The sequence below is a fragment of the Jeotgalibacillus alimentarius genome (assembly GCF_000829445.1).
In the GTDB taxonomy this organism is placed as follows: Bacteria; Bacillota; Bacilli; order Bacillales; family Jeotgalibacillaceae; genus Jeotgalibacillus; species Jeotgalibacillus alimentarius.
This window is the reverse complement of the sequence record NZ_JXRQ01000030.1, coordinates 1-14701: the sequence shown is the minus strand read 5'-3', so window position 1 is coordinate 14701 and position 14701 is coordinate 1. Positions and strand designations below refer to the sequence as shown.

At 43.4% G+C, this 14701-nt stretch carries 16 protein-coding genes; 12 read left to right on the top strand and 4 right to left on the bottom strand.

From position 1 onward, the window contains the following. The first annotated feature begins 21 nt into the window (after window positions 1-21). The 6 genes from KP77_RS16515 (at window position 22) to KP77_RS16485 (ending at window position 6363) form a co-directional block, all read left to right on the top strand. Window positions 22-1020, top strand: coding sequence for an ABC transporter substrate-binding protein (locus KP77_RS16515; protein ID WP_041123861.1), 999 nt, complete (start codon window positions 22-24; stop codon window positions 1018-1020). 58 nt (window positions 1021-1078) lie between these two features. After that, complete coding sequence (locus KP77_RS16510) at window positions 1079-2086, top strand: FecCD family ABC transporter permease (protein ID WP_041123860.1); 1008 nt, start codon at window positions 1079-1081, stop codon at window positions 2084-2086. Continuing rightward, entirely contained in the window at window positions 2083-3117 is a 1035-nt protein-coding gene (locus KP77_RS16505) for a FecCD family ABC transporter permease (RefSeq protein ID WP_041123859.1), read from the top strand. The genes KP77_RS16510 and KP77_RS16505 overlap by 4 nt, the downstream gene beginning before the upstream one ends. A 36-nt stretch (window positions 3118-3153) precedes the next feature. Beyond that, the gene (locus KP77_RS16500) at window positions 3154-3801 is read left to right on the top strand and encodes an IucA/IucC family C-terminal-domain containing protein (protein WP_041123858.1); all 648 of its coding nucleotides are present in this window, start codon (window positions 3154-3156) and stop codon (window positions 3799-3801) included. 118 nt (window positions 3802-3919) lie between these two features. After that, window positions 3920-4420, top strand: a complete 501-nt coding sequence (locus KP77_RS16495; protein ID WP_041123857.1) for a hypothetical protein — start codon at window positions 3920-3922, stop codon at window positions 4418-4420. Window positions 4421-4827: 407 nt separating this feature from the next. Beyond that, entirely contained in the window at window positions 4828-6363 is a 1536-nt protein-coding gene (locus tag KP77_RS16485) for a malate:quinone oxidoreductase (protein ID WP_052474384.1), read from the top strand. Window positions 6364-6566: 203 nt separating this feature from the next. Here the strand turns inward: KP77_RS16485 and KP77_RS16480 are convergent, their stop codons facing one another. Continuing rightward, on the bottom strand, window positions 6567-7460 hold the full coding sequence (locus KP77_RS16480; RefSeq protein WP_041123856.1) for a fructose bisphosphate aldolase: 894 nt from the start codon (window positions 7458-7460) through the stop codon (window positions 6567-6569). A 135-nt stretch (window positions 7461-7595) separates the two neighbouring features. Further along, window positions 7596-8432, bottom strand: a complete 837-nt coding sequence (locus KP77_RS16475; RefSeq protein ID WP_041123855.1) for an aldo/keto reductase — start codon at window positions 8430-8432, stop codon at window positions 7596-7598. 160 nt (window positions 8433-8592) lie between these two features. On the opposite strand from KP77_RS16475, the gene KP77_RS16470 reads away from it, so the two are divergent. The 4 genes from KP77_RS16470 to KP77_RS16455 all read left to right on the top strand — a co-directional run bounded on the left by KP77_RS16470 (window position 8593) and on the right by KP77_RS16455 (window position 11957). Further along, window positions 8593-9432 (top strand): methyl-accepting chemotaxis protein, encoded by an 840-nt coding sequence (locus KP77_RS16470; RefSeq protein WP_052474383.1) that lies wholly within the window; start codon window positions 8593-8595, stop codon window positions 9430-9432. Between the two features lie 232 nt (window positions 9433-9664). Then, the gene (locus KP77_RS16465) at window positions 9665-10354 is read left to right on the top strand and encodes a hypothetical protein (RefSeq protein ID WP_041123854.1); all 690 of its coding nucleotides are present in this window, start codon (window positions 9665-9667) and stop codon (window positions 10352-10354) included. 77 nt (window positions 10355-10431) lie between these two features. Beyond that, window positions 10432-11343: an HD domain-containing phosphohydrolase gene (locus KP77_RS16460; protein WP_041123853.1), complete on the top strand. Its 912-nt coding sequence runs from the start codon at window positions 10432-10434 to the stop codon at window positions 11341-11343. A gap of 161 nt (window positions 11344-11504) precedes the next feature. Continuing rightward, a complete protein-coding gene (locus KP77_RS16455; RefSeq protein ID WP_041123852.1) occupies window positions 11505-11957 on the top strand; it encodes a GNAT family N-acetyltransferase in 453 nt (150 codons plus the stop codon). A 38-nt stretch (window positions 11958-11995) separates the two neighbouring features. On the opposite strand, the gene KP77_RS16450 is transcribed toward KP77_RS16455, so the two are convergent. Beyond that, complete coding sequence (locus KP77_RS16450) at window positions 11996-12559, bottom strand: DUF2179 domain-containing protein (RefSeq protein ID WP_041123851.1); 564 nt, start codon at window positions 12557-12559, stop codon at window positions 11996-11998. Between the two features lie 165 nt (window positions 12560-12724). Between KP77_RS16450 and KP77_RS16445 the strand changes: the two genes are divergently transcribed. Together KP77_RS16445 and KP77_RS16440 are read left to right on the top strand one after the other, a co-directional pair. Next, window positions 12725-13177: a nucleoside deaminase gene (locus tag KP77_RS16445; RefSeq protein WP_052474382.1), complete on the top strand. Its 453-nt coding sequence runs from the start codon at window positions 12725-12727 to the stop codon at window positions 13175-13177. Between the two features lie 90 nt (window positions 13178-13267). Beyond that, window positions 13268-13771, top strand: coding sequence for a hypothetical protein (locus tag KP77_RS16440; RefSeq protein WP_052474381.1), 504 nt, complete (start codon window positions 13268-13270; stop codon window positions 13769-13771). A gap of 38 nt (window positions 13772-13809) precedes the next feature. On the opposite strand, the gene KP77_RS16435 is transcribed toward KP77_RS16440, so the two are convergent. Further along, the gene (locus tag KP77_RS16435; protein WP_041123850.1) at window positions 13810-14523 is read right to left on the bottom strand and encodes a sulfite exporter TauE/SafE family protein; all 714 of its coding nucleotides are present in this window, start codon (window positions 14521-14523) and stop codon (window positions 13810-13812) included. Between the last annotated feature and the right edge of the window lie 178 nt (window positions 14524-14701).

Below are 14701 nucleotides of genomic sequence, written 5' to 3'. Positions count from 1 at the left end.
TCACTAAAGGAGATTAGAAATATGAATAAAAAGTTATTGTTATTGATTGTTGCATGTCTGTTATCAGCTCTTGTGCTTGCAGCTTGTGGCGGTAGTGAGGAAGAGTCAACAGATGCGACTGAATCAGATAGCGGCTCTAACGCTGCAGAGGAAACTGAATCTGCTGAGGAAAGCAGCGCAATTGAAATAGAACACGCAATGGGCACTGCGACGCTTGAAGAAAAGCCTGAACGTGTCGTTTCACTTTATCAGGGAGCAACTGATACTGTCTTAGCGTTTAGTGTGACACCTGTTGGCGTAGTTGAGTCATGGGTACAGGTACCAATGTATGATTACATAAAAGAAGACCTCCAGGACGTTACTTATGTTGGGCAGGAAACGCAGCCTAACCTTGAGGAAATCGCTGCACTGGATCCAGATGTGATTTTCGCTTCACAGATCCGTCATGAAGAGATTTATGAACAGCTTTCTGAAATAGCACCAACGATTGTGAATGAAACAATCTATGATTTTAAAGAAACAACAAACCTGATTGGTCAGGCACTTGGAGAAGAAGAAAAAGTCGAAACACTTTTAGCTGACTGGGATAGCCGTATTGGTGACTTCCAGGAAAAGATCTCATCTAATGAAAACTGGCCGATGAGTGCTGCTGTATTGAACTACCGTGCAGATCACGCACGTATCTATGTTACTGGTTTTGCCGGTTCAATTCTTCAGGAAGCAGGATTTGAAGAGCCGATTGAACTTCAGGGGCAGAATGAAGAAATTGTGATGCTGAATGATAAAGAAGCTATTCCTCAGATGAATGCAGATGTGTTCTTCCAGTTCATGGAGGATACGCCTGATGTTCAGAAAAACTTTGAAGAGTGGACGTCTCACCCGCTTTATCAGAACCTGGAAGCGGTTCAAAATGAAAATGTATTTACTGTAGATGAAGTTGCATGGAATATGGCTGGCGGATTGCAGGCTGCAAACCTGATGCTTGATGATATGTACGAGTATTTTGAGCTTGAGCAATAAGAATTGAGTATGGGGGAGGCGAATTGCGTCCCCTTTTTCTCATGAAAGAAGAGGCGTTATGATGTTACGTTCCCCGATGTTAAAACTAATTGGATTGATCAGCTTAATCGCTACTGTCATCTTTCTATTTTTGACGAGTCTCGCAGTGGGACAGACGTCAATTCCTTTGTCAGAAACCTGGGAAGCGATGATCAGCTATGATCCGAATAATACAAATCACCTCATTATTGGCACCTCGCGATTATCAAGAGGCCTGATTTCACTCGTTGTTGGCATGAACCTTGCACTTGCAGGGGTTTTTGTGCAGGCGCTGACGCGAAATCCGCTTGCAGCACCTGATCTGCTGGGCATTAATGCAGGTGCGATTTTCTTTATTGTATTTGCGATTACCTGGCTTGAAGTGTCTTCACTGTCAGGTTACATGTGGTTTGCCTTCCTCGGTGCAGCGATTGCCGGGGGAACGGTGTTCTTTCTTGGAAGCCTTGGGCGTGACGGACTTACACCCATTAAAGTTATTCTTGCAGGGGTAGCATTATCGGCATTATTTGTCTCATTTACCCAGGGAATGCTGGTTCTTGATGAACAATCGATTCAGACTGTGCTGTTCTGGATTTCAGGGTCAGTTGCAGGGCGTGATCTGGATATGCTGCTGTCAGTACTGCCATTTCTCCTCGGCGCACTTGTTATCAGCCTTTTTATGGCGCGTCCAATGGGTGTGTTTTCATCAGGGGATGATGTAGCAAAAGGGCTCGGGCAAAAGGTCTGGCTGACAAAGCTCGTCATGGGTATGCTTGTCATTGTACTTGCAGGCGGCTCTGTTGCAGTCGTTGGATCAGTCGGTTTTATCGGCCTGATCGTTCCCCACATGGCAAAAAGTCTGGTGGGTAATGATTACAGATGGATTTTACCTTACAGCGGCCTTTTAGGTGCAGCTGTTTTACTCGCTGCAGATATTATTGCACGTGTCGTCATCGCGCCGCAGGAAGTGCCAATTGGCGTCATGACCGCATTTATAGGCGGACCTTTCTTTATTTACCTTGCTAAAAAAGGAGTGTCGAAACGATGAAGCAGTGGACATTCCGATTCTTTAATGATCGTATTTCCCTTCAGTTTTCAGCGCGTTGGCTGATGGTGACAGGTATCTGGCTGTTAGCTGTAACAGCAGTTTTTTTATTAAGTCTGTCTTCAGGCAGTAACTGGATTCCGCTCACCGAAGTGTTCATGCAGGTCACCGGACAAATTGATGAGCATGCGTTTGTTGTAGAAACGCTGCGCCTTCCGCGTGCGATGATGGCTATTTTAGTCGGCTCAGCACTTGGAGTGGCAGGGCTGATTCTTCAGAGTCTTGTCAGAAATCCGCTCGCATCGCCTGATATTATTGGGATTACAAGTGGTGCATCTCTTGGGGCTGTCACATTTATTTCATTTGGTGCAGGCGTTATCAGCATGCAGTACCTGCCGCTCGCAGCAATTGGAGGCGGCCTTTTCGCAGCTTTGCTGATCTACCTTATCTCCTGGAATAAAGGTGTTACCCCGATCAGACTAGTCTTAATCGGGGTAGGACTCTCAGCGATTATGAAAGCGTGCGTTACATTTATGCTGGTGATGAGTGAAACGGCAACGACCACAAAGTCTTATATCTGGCTGACAGGAAGCATTTATGCAGCGTCCTGGAGTGAAGTAACCTCCATGATATGGTGGCTGCTCATTCCGATTCCGTTTCTGATTGTATTCGGCAGAGGGTTGAATGTAACTGAGCTGGGACAGGACTTCTCTGTCAGTGTAGGGATCCGCGTGCAGCTGCAGCAGTTTATCTTTTTAATGTGCAGCGTCATGCTTGCCGGGACGGCTGCTGCTTATGCCGGTGGAATTGAATTTGTCGGACTGATGGCCCCTCATATTGCAAGGCGCCTTGTGCACCGATCATTCCCGGGGCTCGCCGTATTGACCGCTTTAATTGGAGCGTTTCTCGTGCTCATTGCAGACCTTGTCGCGCGAACCGTGTTCCTGCCCCTCGATATCCCTGCAGGCGTGTTCACGGCGGCGATTGGTGCACCGTTCTTCCTGTACCTGTTGTTTCGATACCGAAATCAGTAACGTGATGACTATACCGCTTTTAAAAGGAGATAAATCATGGACTTACAACAATATCGATTTGAGAAAAAAGAAGGCAGAACTGGTATTCCTATTAAGCAGCTGGAAGATCCCGAGGTCATTGCAGAAGTCGTCGGCCGCTATGCGAGTGTCAGTGATATTAAGCTTGAATCCACTGCAGCTTCACTCGTTATGAAAAGGTATGCAGTGATGACAGCTGCAGCTTCGCTTGAATACTACGGTCTTCATAAAGGAAAGGAAAACTGGCTTGAAGAAGCAGAGTTTCATTTTGACCACTTTGTCTTACTTAAAGGTGACTGCTCTCATGAAATGAAGCGCGACTGGAAAACGGTTGTCTTTGCAGAACACCTGACGCCAATGGTGCAGCAGTTTTCGAAGACCTGTAAAATCCCTCAGAAAATACTCTGGGAAAACATCGCGGTACGACTGCAGGCTGTCTTCAGGAAAAAAGCGGGCACCTACAAGGCAGCGCAGCTTGAAGCACTATTTAACGAAATGACAGACCCGGACGCGCAGTGGACAGGCGTCGAAAAAAATCCATTCACCAAATATCTGCAGCGCCCCGAAAGCTGGGACATCATCCCTGTCCGTGAGACGTGCTGCAGGTTGTATCAGATTAAAGAAGGACAGGAACAGCCTTATTGCGGAAATTGTCCTTTGAGGTGATGGCTGTGCACTGTGGGGACGGAGGTTAAAGTGTCATGAGATGACACTTTAACCTTCGTCCCCACTTTTTGGTATAATAGCCTAAAATCCTGCACTTCAGTCAGGGAGGAATATATCCATGTTCGAAAATATGAAGAAGAATATGAATGAGCAGCGTTTCCGGGCAACGTTTGTGAAAGAGCTGCAGACGTTTGAGCGATCTTTAAGGAATGGCGTCGGTGAAACAAAAGTCAGGAAGATTATCAGAAAGAAGATGAGTCCCGATGCGATGACGGGGATGATCGTGCGTACGATTGAGATGGCAGCAGAAATAAAAAAGATGGCAGTGAATAAGGATTCGATTGAGACATATGCCAATCTGTTATATGCTGAGACGATTTTAATGCAAAAGGTAAACAAGGCTTCCGGGCAGGATCAGATTCCGATTACACATCCAACGTTGATCGAAGCGATTGATGAAGTCAGCAGAGGGTTTGAGAAAGCAATTGATCAGTACCTTAAGCTGAAAACATCTGATGTAAAAGATGAGCTCGTGATTACACGTGAATTAAGAGGTCAGCGTGAAAAATTAAGAAAAGAGATAGAGCGACAGCGGAGTGCTGCAAACAGGCTGGAATAGCAGACGTTCAGTATAGTAAAAGAGGTGGTCCGGATGGAAAGATTTCTGATGATATTTGGTCTCCTCGTTTTCGCGGGAGGCTTTATTTTTTTTCGTTATGAATTTTGTTGGAGACTATGAAGGTATCGTATTCATTACGTCTGTTTTAGTTATGCTGAATGCAGCGATTGCGATCGGGGTTTCTGAGGTGCTTGGCAGGTTAAAGGAAGGTTGATTGAGCGTAAACATGGTGTGCAGCATGGGAACCCTGCCATCAACCAAATAAACATTTAAAACACCCCCCTGTAATGATACAATATTAATATGTAGAAATAGTTCGAAAAATGATACGTGTCCTGAATGAAGCTTTATTTAACAGGGCAACTTCGCTTTTAAATAAAATCTTAATATACAAAAGGACGGTAAAAATGAGTAACAAACATATTAAATCAGACGTTATCTTAATTGGCGCCGGTATTATGAGTGCAACTTTGGGCTCTTTACTGAAGGAGCTGGCTCCGGATTGGAATATTAAAGCTTTTGAACGCCTTGGTAGTGCAGGTGAGGAGAGCTCGAATGAATGGAATAATGCAGGAACGGGTCATTCATCTTTATGTGAGCTGAATTATACGAATGAAATGCCTGATGGGACGATTGATGTAACGAAGGCGAATAAAGTGAATGAAGAGTTCCAGGTGTCAAAGCAGTTTTGGGCACACTTAGTAAACAGCGGCCTGATCAAAAATCCTAAGGAATTCATTATGGCGCTTCCTCATATGAGTCTTGTGCATGGCGAGAAAGACGTGAACTTCTTAAAAAATAGATTTAAAGCGCTTTCAGATAATCCGTTATTTTCAGGGATGGAATATTCAGATGATCCTGAGAAGCTAAAAGAATGGATTCCGCTCATTATGGAAGATCGTCAGGTGAAAGAGCCAATTGCTGCGACGAAAATTGATGCAGGTACAGATGTGAACTTCGGTGCGCTGACGCGTAAGCTGTTTGACCATTTAGCTGAAGAGGGTGTATCTGTTAATTACAAGCACCAGGTGGATGATATGCAACGGACGGAAGATGGCGGCTGGGAGCTGAAGATCCGTGACCTCGAAAATGATCGTCTTGAATATCATCAGGCAAAGTTTGTCTTTATCGGGGCGGGTGGCGGAAGCCTTCATTTACTTCAGAAGTCAGGCATTCCTGAAAGTAAAAACGTCGGCGGTTTCCCTGTCAGCGGACTCTTTATGGTGTGTAAAAAACCTGAAATCGTTGAAAAGCATTATGCGAAAGTGTACGGAAAGGCAACGGTTGGCGCGCCGCCAATGTCTGTGCCACATCTTGATACGCGCCTGATTGACGGAAAAGAATCACTATTTTTCGGTCCGTTCGCTGGCTTTTCGCCGAAATTCCTGAAAACAGGTTCGAATATGGATCTGATTACTTCAGTGAAAAAGGACAACCTGACGACAATGATGGCAGCGGGTATGAAGAATATGCCGCTGACAAAATATCTGATCGAACAGGTGCTGCAGTCTAAAGAACAGCGCATGGAGGCACTGCGTGAATTTGTGCCGAATGCAAACAGTGAAGACTGGGAGCTTGTTGTGGCAGGACAGCGTGTACAGGTCATTAAGGATACAAAACAGGGTGGAAAAGGCACACTTCAGTTCGGTACTGAGGTGATCAGCGGTGCGAACGGTTCGATTGCTGCACTGCTTGGTGCTTCACCTGGAGCATCGACATCTGTTTCTGTCATGCTTGATGTGCTGAACCGCTGCTTCCCTGAGGAAATGAAGGGCTGGGAGCCGAAAATTAAAGAAATGATTCCTTCATATGGTAAAAATCTGCTTGATGATCCTGATCTCATTCAGGAAATTAACAAAACGACTTCAGATGCGCTCGGCCTTGTTAACACAGGGGCCGCGCTGGCTGAGGATCCGATTAAAGCAGAGACAACACCTGTATAATTGAATTGAAACGCCGTGGCCTTGATTGTGCTGTGGCGTTTTTGTATGTTCGGAGCGAGGTTGGGGGTTCGCAGAATAGACGTGGTGGTTCTTAGAAAAATGTCTTTGCTTCTTAGAATCATGCAAAAAGACCTATACGTCATCAACCGCTCAAAACAAAAAACTGCCTGAAGCTGCACTCAGCTCCAGACAGTCCTGTAATATTACTTCTTATTCACAGATGCATCATAAATCGTGTCAATCGCATCCTTCAGTCCTGCATCGAATTGTTCCTGAGTCTGACCATGACGAAGATCAGACGCCAGTGCGCGTGAGAAGCTTGCGATCAGACCGTCGTTTTCCTTCAGCTTTTCATTCGCCTCATCACGTGAGTAGCCCCCTGAAAGTGCTACTACACGTACAACGCGGGGATGGTCAACAAGCTCTTTAAAGAAGTTCGCTTTTGTCGGGATAGACAGCTTCAGCATCACATGCTGGTCATCAGAAAGATTATTCAGCTGATGTAAGATTTCATCCTTCATGATTGCTTCACACTGTTCTTTATTTTCGCTGTGGATATTCACTTCCGGTTCAATAATCGGAACGAGTCCTGCAGCAATGATCTGCTTGCCGATTTCAAATTGCTGCTCGATTACCTGTTTGATGCCGCCTTCGTTCGGTTCATTAATGACTGATCGCATTTTTGTTCCGAAGATATGTCTTTCGTTTGCACGGCGCAATGTTTCATCCAGGTCATTGATCGGTTTCATCAGCTGGACGCCGTCTTTTTCATCAGCAAGTCCTTTATCCACTTTTAAAAACGGTACAACACCTTTTTCTTCCCAAAGATAGTCACCAGTATGTTTTCCTTCGATATCACGATCCATCGTCTGTTCAAACAGGATCGCACCGAGTATTTTTTCAGATGTAAAAGCAGGAGAAGTGATGATTCTCGTACGCATTTCGTGGACCATGTCGAACATTTCATCTTCATTTGAGTAAGCACTTTCTTCGACGCCGTAAGCTTTCAGCGCTTTCGGTGTACTGCCGCCGCTCTGGTCGAGTGCTGCGATAAAACCTTTTCCGTTCCTGACCTTGTCAAATTGCTCCTGATTCATTTTCTCCACTCCTTTAATATGTAGTTTTACTGCCACCTATACCATACCCTTTTCAGCCGGATATCTAACCTTAAATAGAAAAATTTTCAATTAAAAAAGTCAGGTCAGCTGTATAAACGGCTGACCTGACTCCAATTAAAATTCTTCATATTCACGAGGGTCCTGATCTGCGATTCTTCCGTCTTCACGAGTCAGCCCATTGATTTTTCCGATTTCCTCATCCGATAATTCGAAGTCGAACAGTTCCAGGTTTTCGCGCTGTCTGTGCGCATTTGAGGATCTTGGCAGTGAAATTGTGTTCAGTTGGAAGATCCATCTGAGAATCACCTGTCCGACGGATTTGTTATGATGGTTCGCAATGCTTTGAAGTGTTTCATCATTTAAGACACTGCCGGCTCTTTCAAGCGGACTCCATGCCTGCGTGATGATCTCATGTTTTTCATTATAAACTCGCTGCTCTTCCTGTGAGAAGTAAGGATGCATTTCAATCTGGTTAATAACCGGTTTGACACCAGTTTCTTTTTCAAGGCGTTCGAGGTGTTCGGGCATGAAATTACATACACCGATTGATCTGATCAAGCCTTTTTCCTGAGCCGTGATTAAGGCTTTCCACGCTTCAACGTACTGATCCTGTTTGGGGTTCGGCCAGTGCAGCAGAAAAAGATCCCAGTAGCCGAGATTCGCCCGGTAAAGTGATTCCTGAATCATTTCGAGTGCACGGTCGTAATCATAATATTGTGCCCGGAGCTTTGAGGTCAGGAACAGATCATCCCTTGCAATGCCGGCTCTCTTAACAGCTTCGCCAAGCGTACCTTCATTATCATATCGGATCGCAGAGTCAAGCAGACGGTAGCCGTTTTTAATCGCGGCCGTAATGGACTCAACGCCCTGTTCTCCTTTTAACGTATAAGTACCAAGCCCTGTAGCGGGAATTTTATGTCCATCATGCATGGTCCATTCAGGTATATTCATCAGTTGAAAACTCCTTTTAACAATATTTTCTATGAATTTTCCCTTTTAAATATGGGGTAAACATTCAGCAACATATCACTACTGCAAAGAATAGGTCTTTAGTTTATAATTCTAAAGTATGGGGTAGAAATAAAGAGATCGTTAAAAAGGGGTACATCATATGCAAACTATTAATCGTACTGAACAAACAACAGACAAATTGGAAGCGTTTTTACAGGTCGTACCAACGATTCATGCGATGCTCCCGGATATCGGCATCGGTATAGTGGATACTGAGAAGTGGCTGACGTATTATCCGGGAAGTAAAATTGATATTGGTGCGAGAGCTGGACGTGCTATTGATCCCGAAGAACCGCTTGCTGTATGCATCCGGGAACAAAAAGATATTAAGCAGGAAGTGCCGGAAGAGTTCTTTGGTGTTTCATTCACAGGACTTGCAGCACCTATCATAGAAAATGGACACGTCACCGGGGCGATTGCAATCCAGATCCAGGAGCAGAATGAAAAAGCGCTTCAGGAGATTTCTGATCAGATCTTTAATTCGATCAATCATGCAAATGAACGTATTACTTCTATTCATAATGGTTCCGAAGGTCTTGCGTCCCATACTTCTTCGCTGCTCGAACAGACAACATCAGCCACTGATGCGATGAAAAATACTGATGAAGTGATCAATATGATTAAAAAAATCGCAAGTCAGACCAATATTCTCGGCTTGAACGCATCTATTGAAGCAGCAAGAGCCGGAGAACACGGCCGCGGTTTTAATATTGTGGCAAAAGAAATCCGTAAACTGTCGAATGACACATTAACTTCAACTGAACAGGTCAGCTCTACTTTGAAAAAAATGCAGGGCTCCATTCAGGAAATCCAGTCTATGGTTGAAAACGTGGTAAGTATTGGCCGCGAACAGGCTTCTGCAACTGAAGAAATCTCTTCATTCATTGATGAAATCGAAGAAATGAGTATAAAGTTAAAAAAATATGCTTCTGAATTATAATAAGTATTCGACAATAAACTTCCTTGTAAAAAAGGAAGTTTTTTCATTTTTATGTATATGAGTTGTATAAACATACAAAAAAGTTCGGAATATTTTAAAAATAATAGCGTTCTGAATAAAGCACATGTATAATGAAAGGGGGATAAATAAGAAATAATATCGGGGAAGATATTATTTCGAAAAAAGATTAGAGTAGGTGCTTTGCGAATAATAGGACAGGAGAGATCACGTAATGAAAAGGCTGACAACCACAATGTTTTCATTCATTTTGCTGTTAAGTTTGGCAACACCCGCTTTTGCTTCAGGAGACGCTTCTCTGACTGAGGCAGTAGAAAAGGTAGAACAAAAGAACGATGAGATTTATGATGAAATTGAAAATGGCGTAACTGCCACTGATGCATTAAGAGATACTTATTTTAAAAAGATCAATGAGATAGAAGAAGCTGCAGAGGTACTGAAGCTGAAGCAGGAAAAGACGGAGATTCTGATAGCACTTGAGCCCTCAGGACAGACTGATGAGGCGCTGAATGCGGCACTTTCTGATAAAGAAGAAGACATTAAATCAGAAGAAGCAGCGTTGATGGTAAAGGCAGACCAATTAAAAGAAGATGCTGAACATTTCACAGCGAATGCGGGTAAAGCAGGAGGTAATGGACAGGCTGTTCTCCTCGAAAAGGCTGCAGAAGCACAGCAATCTTTTGAAAACATTGCTTACTATTTTGCATTAACTTCTGACTATGAAGCTGAGCGCGATGCAGTGATTCAGGAAGTCTATGACATTGCACTTGAACTGACGGAACAGGGAATTCAAGAGGCTGCAGCAAACGGATTATTGGCGGAGTGCAGCTGGGTGCATGTACGCTTTGGTGACACGAGAGAGTGGATTGATCCGATTCAGGTTGTCGGTATTGGCCCAAAGTAAGTTTGATTCTTTAAAGGACATAAAACGAGTTCTCCGGAGCTCGTTTTATTTTGAAAAGAAGGAGGTCAGGCAATGAAATGAGGGGATTTAATATTAAAAAGGCTGGTCAGTCTCTTGACAAGGCTGATTATGAATTTACCAAGATAAATTTACTAGTTAATGCTTCAAATATGGAAATTATGCATCAGGAAATTAAGAAAAATAGAATGTTTTATATTTACCCGGGAAGCCATACAAATGTTTTAGAGTTTTATTATGTTTTATCAGGTAAGATCAGATGCGAAGATTATCATGATGAAAAAATTGACCTCAATCCTGGTGATTATATATGTTCGCAAGGTTTGGATGAACCTGTGCACTTTAAAACATTGGAAGATGTAAAATTATTGGTGTTTTCTAACGAAGAATCATTTCATCACATTAGTGAAAAACTCGCATCGTTAAAAAATGTAGCGAAGAAGGTTGAGGGAAAAGATCGTTATACTGCCAAACATAGTCAACGTGTAGCTGAATATTCGGTTGGTATTGCCAGAAAAATGAAAATGAATACTTCGCATTTGAATAAATTAACGCACGCAGCTTTCCTTCACGATATTGGAAAAATCAATGTACCTGAAGAAATCCTCAACAAACCCGGTAAGCTGACTGAAGAAGAATATGAAATCATTAAGCAGCATCCGGCCGACGGCGCTGAGATGGTTGCACAAACCTATTACAAAGACCTTGCACCGATTATTCATCAGCATCATGAACGTCTCGATGGCTCGGGTTATCCTGATGGCTTGAAGGGTGATGAGATCCTGATTGAAGCGAAAATTATTGCGGTGAGCGATACTTTTGATGCGCTGACGGAAGACAGGGTTTACCGTAAAGCTTGGACGGCGGAAAGTGCTTTGGAAGAGATTAAAGAGAACAAAGGGATTCTGTATGACGCAACGGTCGTCGATTTGTTTGAGGAAGTGCTGCGCGAAGATGGAAAAATAGATTGACAGTTTTCCGCAGATCACGTAAAGTAAACGTTGCGATGAGCTCGTTTGCATAAGACGTTCGGATGTTATCACGTTGTGGAGCGTGGTCCGGCGCCGCAAATTTTGAGGAACCCCCTGGTCTTAGGATCAGGGGGTTTATTTATTTTCAGGGGGTAACAGGTATGAGGTTAGAGCGTGTGCCAGTTGAAAAGCGTAATGACTATATCGACTGGCTGCTTTTAGCGGACGACAGTAAAGAAGCGGTACTTACCTACATAGAAAGCGGAGATTTTTACCTGATCTATATTGAAGAAGACATATCAGGTGTGGTTTTGATGACGCCGGTTAGTGAAGATCAGATAGAATTAAAGAATATCGCGCTCGCAGAAAACCGGAGAGGGAAAGGGACAGGTAGAGCTGTCATAGAAAAAGCGGTTGTTCTCTATCGTGACCAGGGATATAAAAGTATGATTGTCGGCACTGCAAACTCAAGTATTGAAAACCTTGCATTTTATCAAAAAGCGGGCTTTCGTATGGGGTCTATTAAGAAAGATTTTTTTGCAGATTATGAGCCGCCAATCTATGAACATGGAATCCGTGCGCTTGATATGGTGATGTTTGAACGGAAGCTTTAAGCAATAGAAAACCGGCCGGGCAAACGCCCAAAGCCGGTTTAAGAATCTTTTAATGCTTCTTTTTTCTGCAGACCGCGCTTGCGGTTCCGCTTCATTGCTTTTGTAATATATCCGCCTTTAAAGTTACGCGGTTCATAAGAGACGATAAACGCGTTCGGCTCGTGTGTGCTGACGATATTAATAAATTCACGTTCGCGGTCACGGCGGGCAGTACAGTCGAGTCTGTAGCGGCGCGCTTCGTTCATCCCTTCCACTTCAGAAGTTGATACACTGAATCCCTCGTTACGGAGATTCTGAATCAATTCTTCATTTTTCTTCATGATATTTACTTCTATAGAAACAAAACCAATGGCGAGGCGCTGCTCAAGAATCTGGCCAAGGTAGACACCAAGACCAAAACCAAGTGCATAGGCAACCATGTTCAGATAGTTTGATAGATCACTAAAAACGAGGCCGAGAGCAATGACATAAATAAAGCCTTCAAGCGTACCAAGAGCAGAAGCTTTACCTTTCATTCCTTTCACCATCATGATTGTACGAAGGGTCAGTACGGGAACAAAAATCAGCTGTGCAATAAAAATAATCAAGGCTTGTAATAGCATGCGTGACACCTTCCTTCTAAAACGTTCTGTTAAGTGTACCAAGCCATGCTTCTTCAGAGCAAGTGACACAATTATGACATTGCACATTTTTGAAAGCGTTTTATTCTGAAAGCGGGTGGTATTGTTCTATACTGATCATGAATCAGATAACAGGAGGTAGATAATGTGGATGCATTTATGAAAAGAGCAGTCGAATTAGCAGCTGATAATGTGCGTGAAGGCGGACAGCCTTTTGGAGCAGTAATTACAAAGGGAGATGAGATCGTAGCGGAAGGGGTGAATGAGCTTCATCTGCATTATGATGTAAGCGGGCATGCTGAGATGCTTGCGATCAGGCGTCTTCAAAAAGACATAGCATCTCATGATCTGTCAGGGTACACAATGTATGCAAGCGGTGAGCCTTGTCCGATGTGTCTCACCACGATGGCATTTGCCGGACTCAGTGACATCTATTACTGCGCTTCCCTTGAAGAAGCAGCTGAAGCAGGGCTTGGCAAGTCAGGTGATATTTATGCGGATTTGCAGAAGCCGCGTGAGGATCGTGTGCTTCAGATGAAGAAAATGGAGCTTGATGCAGACGTGGAAAATCCAATGAAGCTGTATAACGAAATGAATTAGTATACTTATTATAAGCCTTCAGCTGATGCTAGAGGCTTTTTGAAACGTTTCCCATTTATGATCGTATAAATGAGTAAGGAGTGATGGGAAATGGAAAACAGAATGTACTTTTCAGACCAATTCTTTTCGGCGGGTAAGACAGACATTTTTAATGGAAATAAGGATAAAATCGGTGCGATTGATCATAAGAGTGCCTTTACTTCCGGGATTAATATTGAAGATATCTATGGAGAAACAGTGATTGAAGCCGGCTTTAGTTTCTTCTCGAACAAATGGAGCATTAAAAGAGGAGAAGAAGACCTTGGTTTTGTTAAATATGCAATGTCATTCTTCACAAAAAAATACCGCTACTATAAGAAAGGACAGGAGTTTGATATTGAGTCTCCGGCATTTTCAAAAGAGTATTCGGTTTTTAACAGCGCGAAGGAAGAGGTTGCCGCGTTCCGCAAAGTAAGTGGCTTTTTTCAATCATCTGCCTATGAGCTGACGAATCACACAGACATATTTGAAGCAGATGAACTGATTGCAGTGATTATGGGTGTGAATGCGATTGAAAAAAGGAATCAGGGTGCGGGCGGCGGCGCGGCGACTTAATGATAGTTCCCGCTTAAAACAGCTAATCCGCGGATTCGTTAAGCAGATCCAAATAATAGGTAAAGGCCTGTCAGAATCAAAATGATATAAGTAATCAGGCGAAATTGCTGCTGGTTGATTTTATGATACAATTTTTGACCGATATACAGCCCTGCAAACACAAGTGGCAGTCCATACAGACTAAGCGTCCATGTGCTGATTGATGTGCCAATCGTGGAGATTTGCAGTACCAGACTAACGGTATAGATCAAAAGATAAAAAGCGAGTGTTGTGCTTCTAAGCCTGGCTTTATCAGTATCAGTGCCGGACAGATAGAGCAAAAGTGGCGGTCCCGGCATTCCAATGCTGCTTGTGAGTGCTCCTGATATACTGCCGGCTGTGATATCTCTTTTTGATGTTCTATTGACGCGAAAACGAATGATTAATAATAAAGTAAGACCGAGTATGAGCAACCCGATACCTATTTTAAGAGTATCCACATCCACAAAAAGCAGGATCAATATGCCAATAGGCAGTCCGATTACGCTGCCAAGGGAAAACCGCTTTAGTAATTGATAGTCAATATCTTTATGTATAGTTCTGATCATGGCAAATGATATGACGATAGATAAAACTAAGTTAATCTGGATTGCTTCAACTGGATTAAATAGCAGCAGGAGAAAAGGGGTAGCCATAATTGAAAAACCGAACCCGGTGCTCGTCTGCAGGATGGAAGCGAATAAAATAATGAGAATAAATATTGCAATATCCATAGGTTACCCTTTCTCAGAATGTGTCTTATCTATAACGTATCAATTTCTTGTACTAAAAGAAAGCACCCTCTATGATGAGGTGAACTGCGCCCTGTCAAGTAGACAGTAAAAAAGAAAAAAGGTTAGAACTACGCTACGGCCTGGTACCGATACTCTATCGGTGCCAGGTTGTTTAATT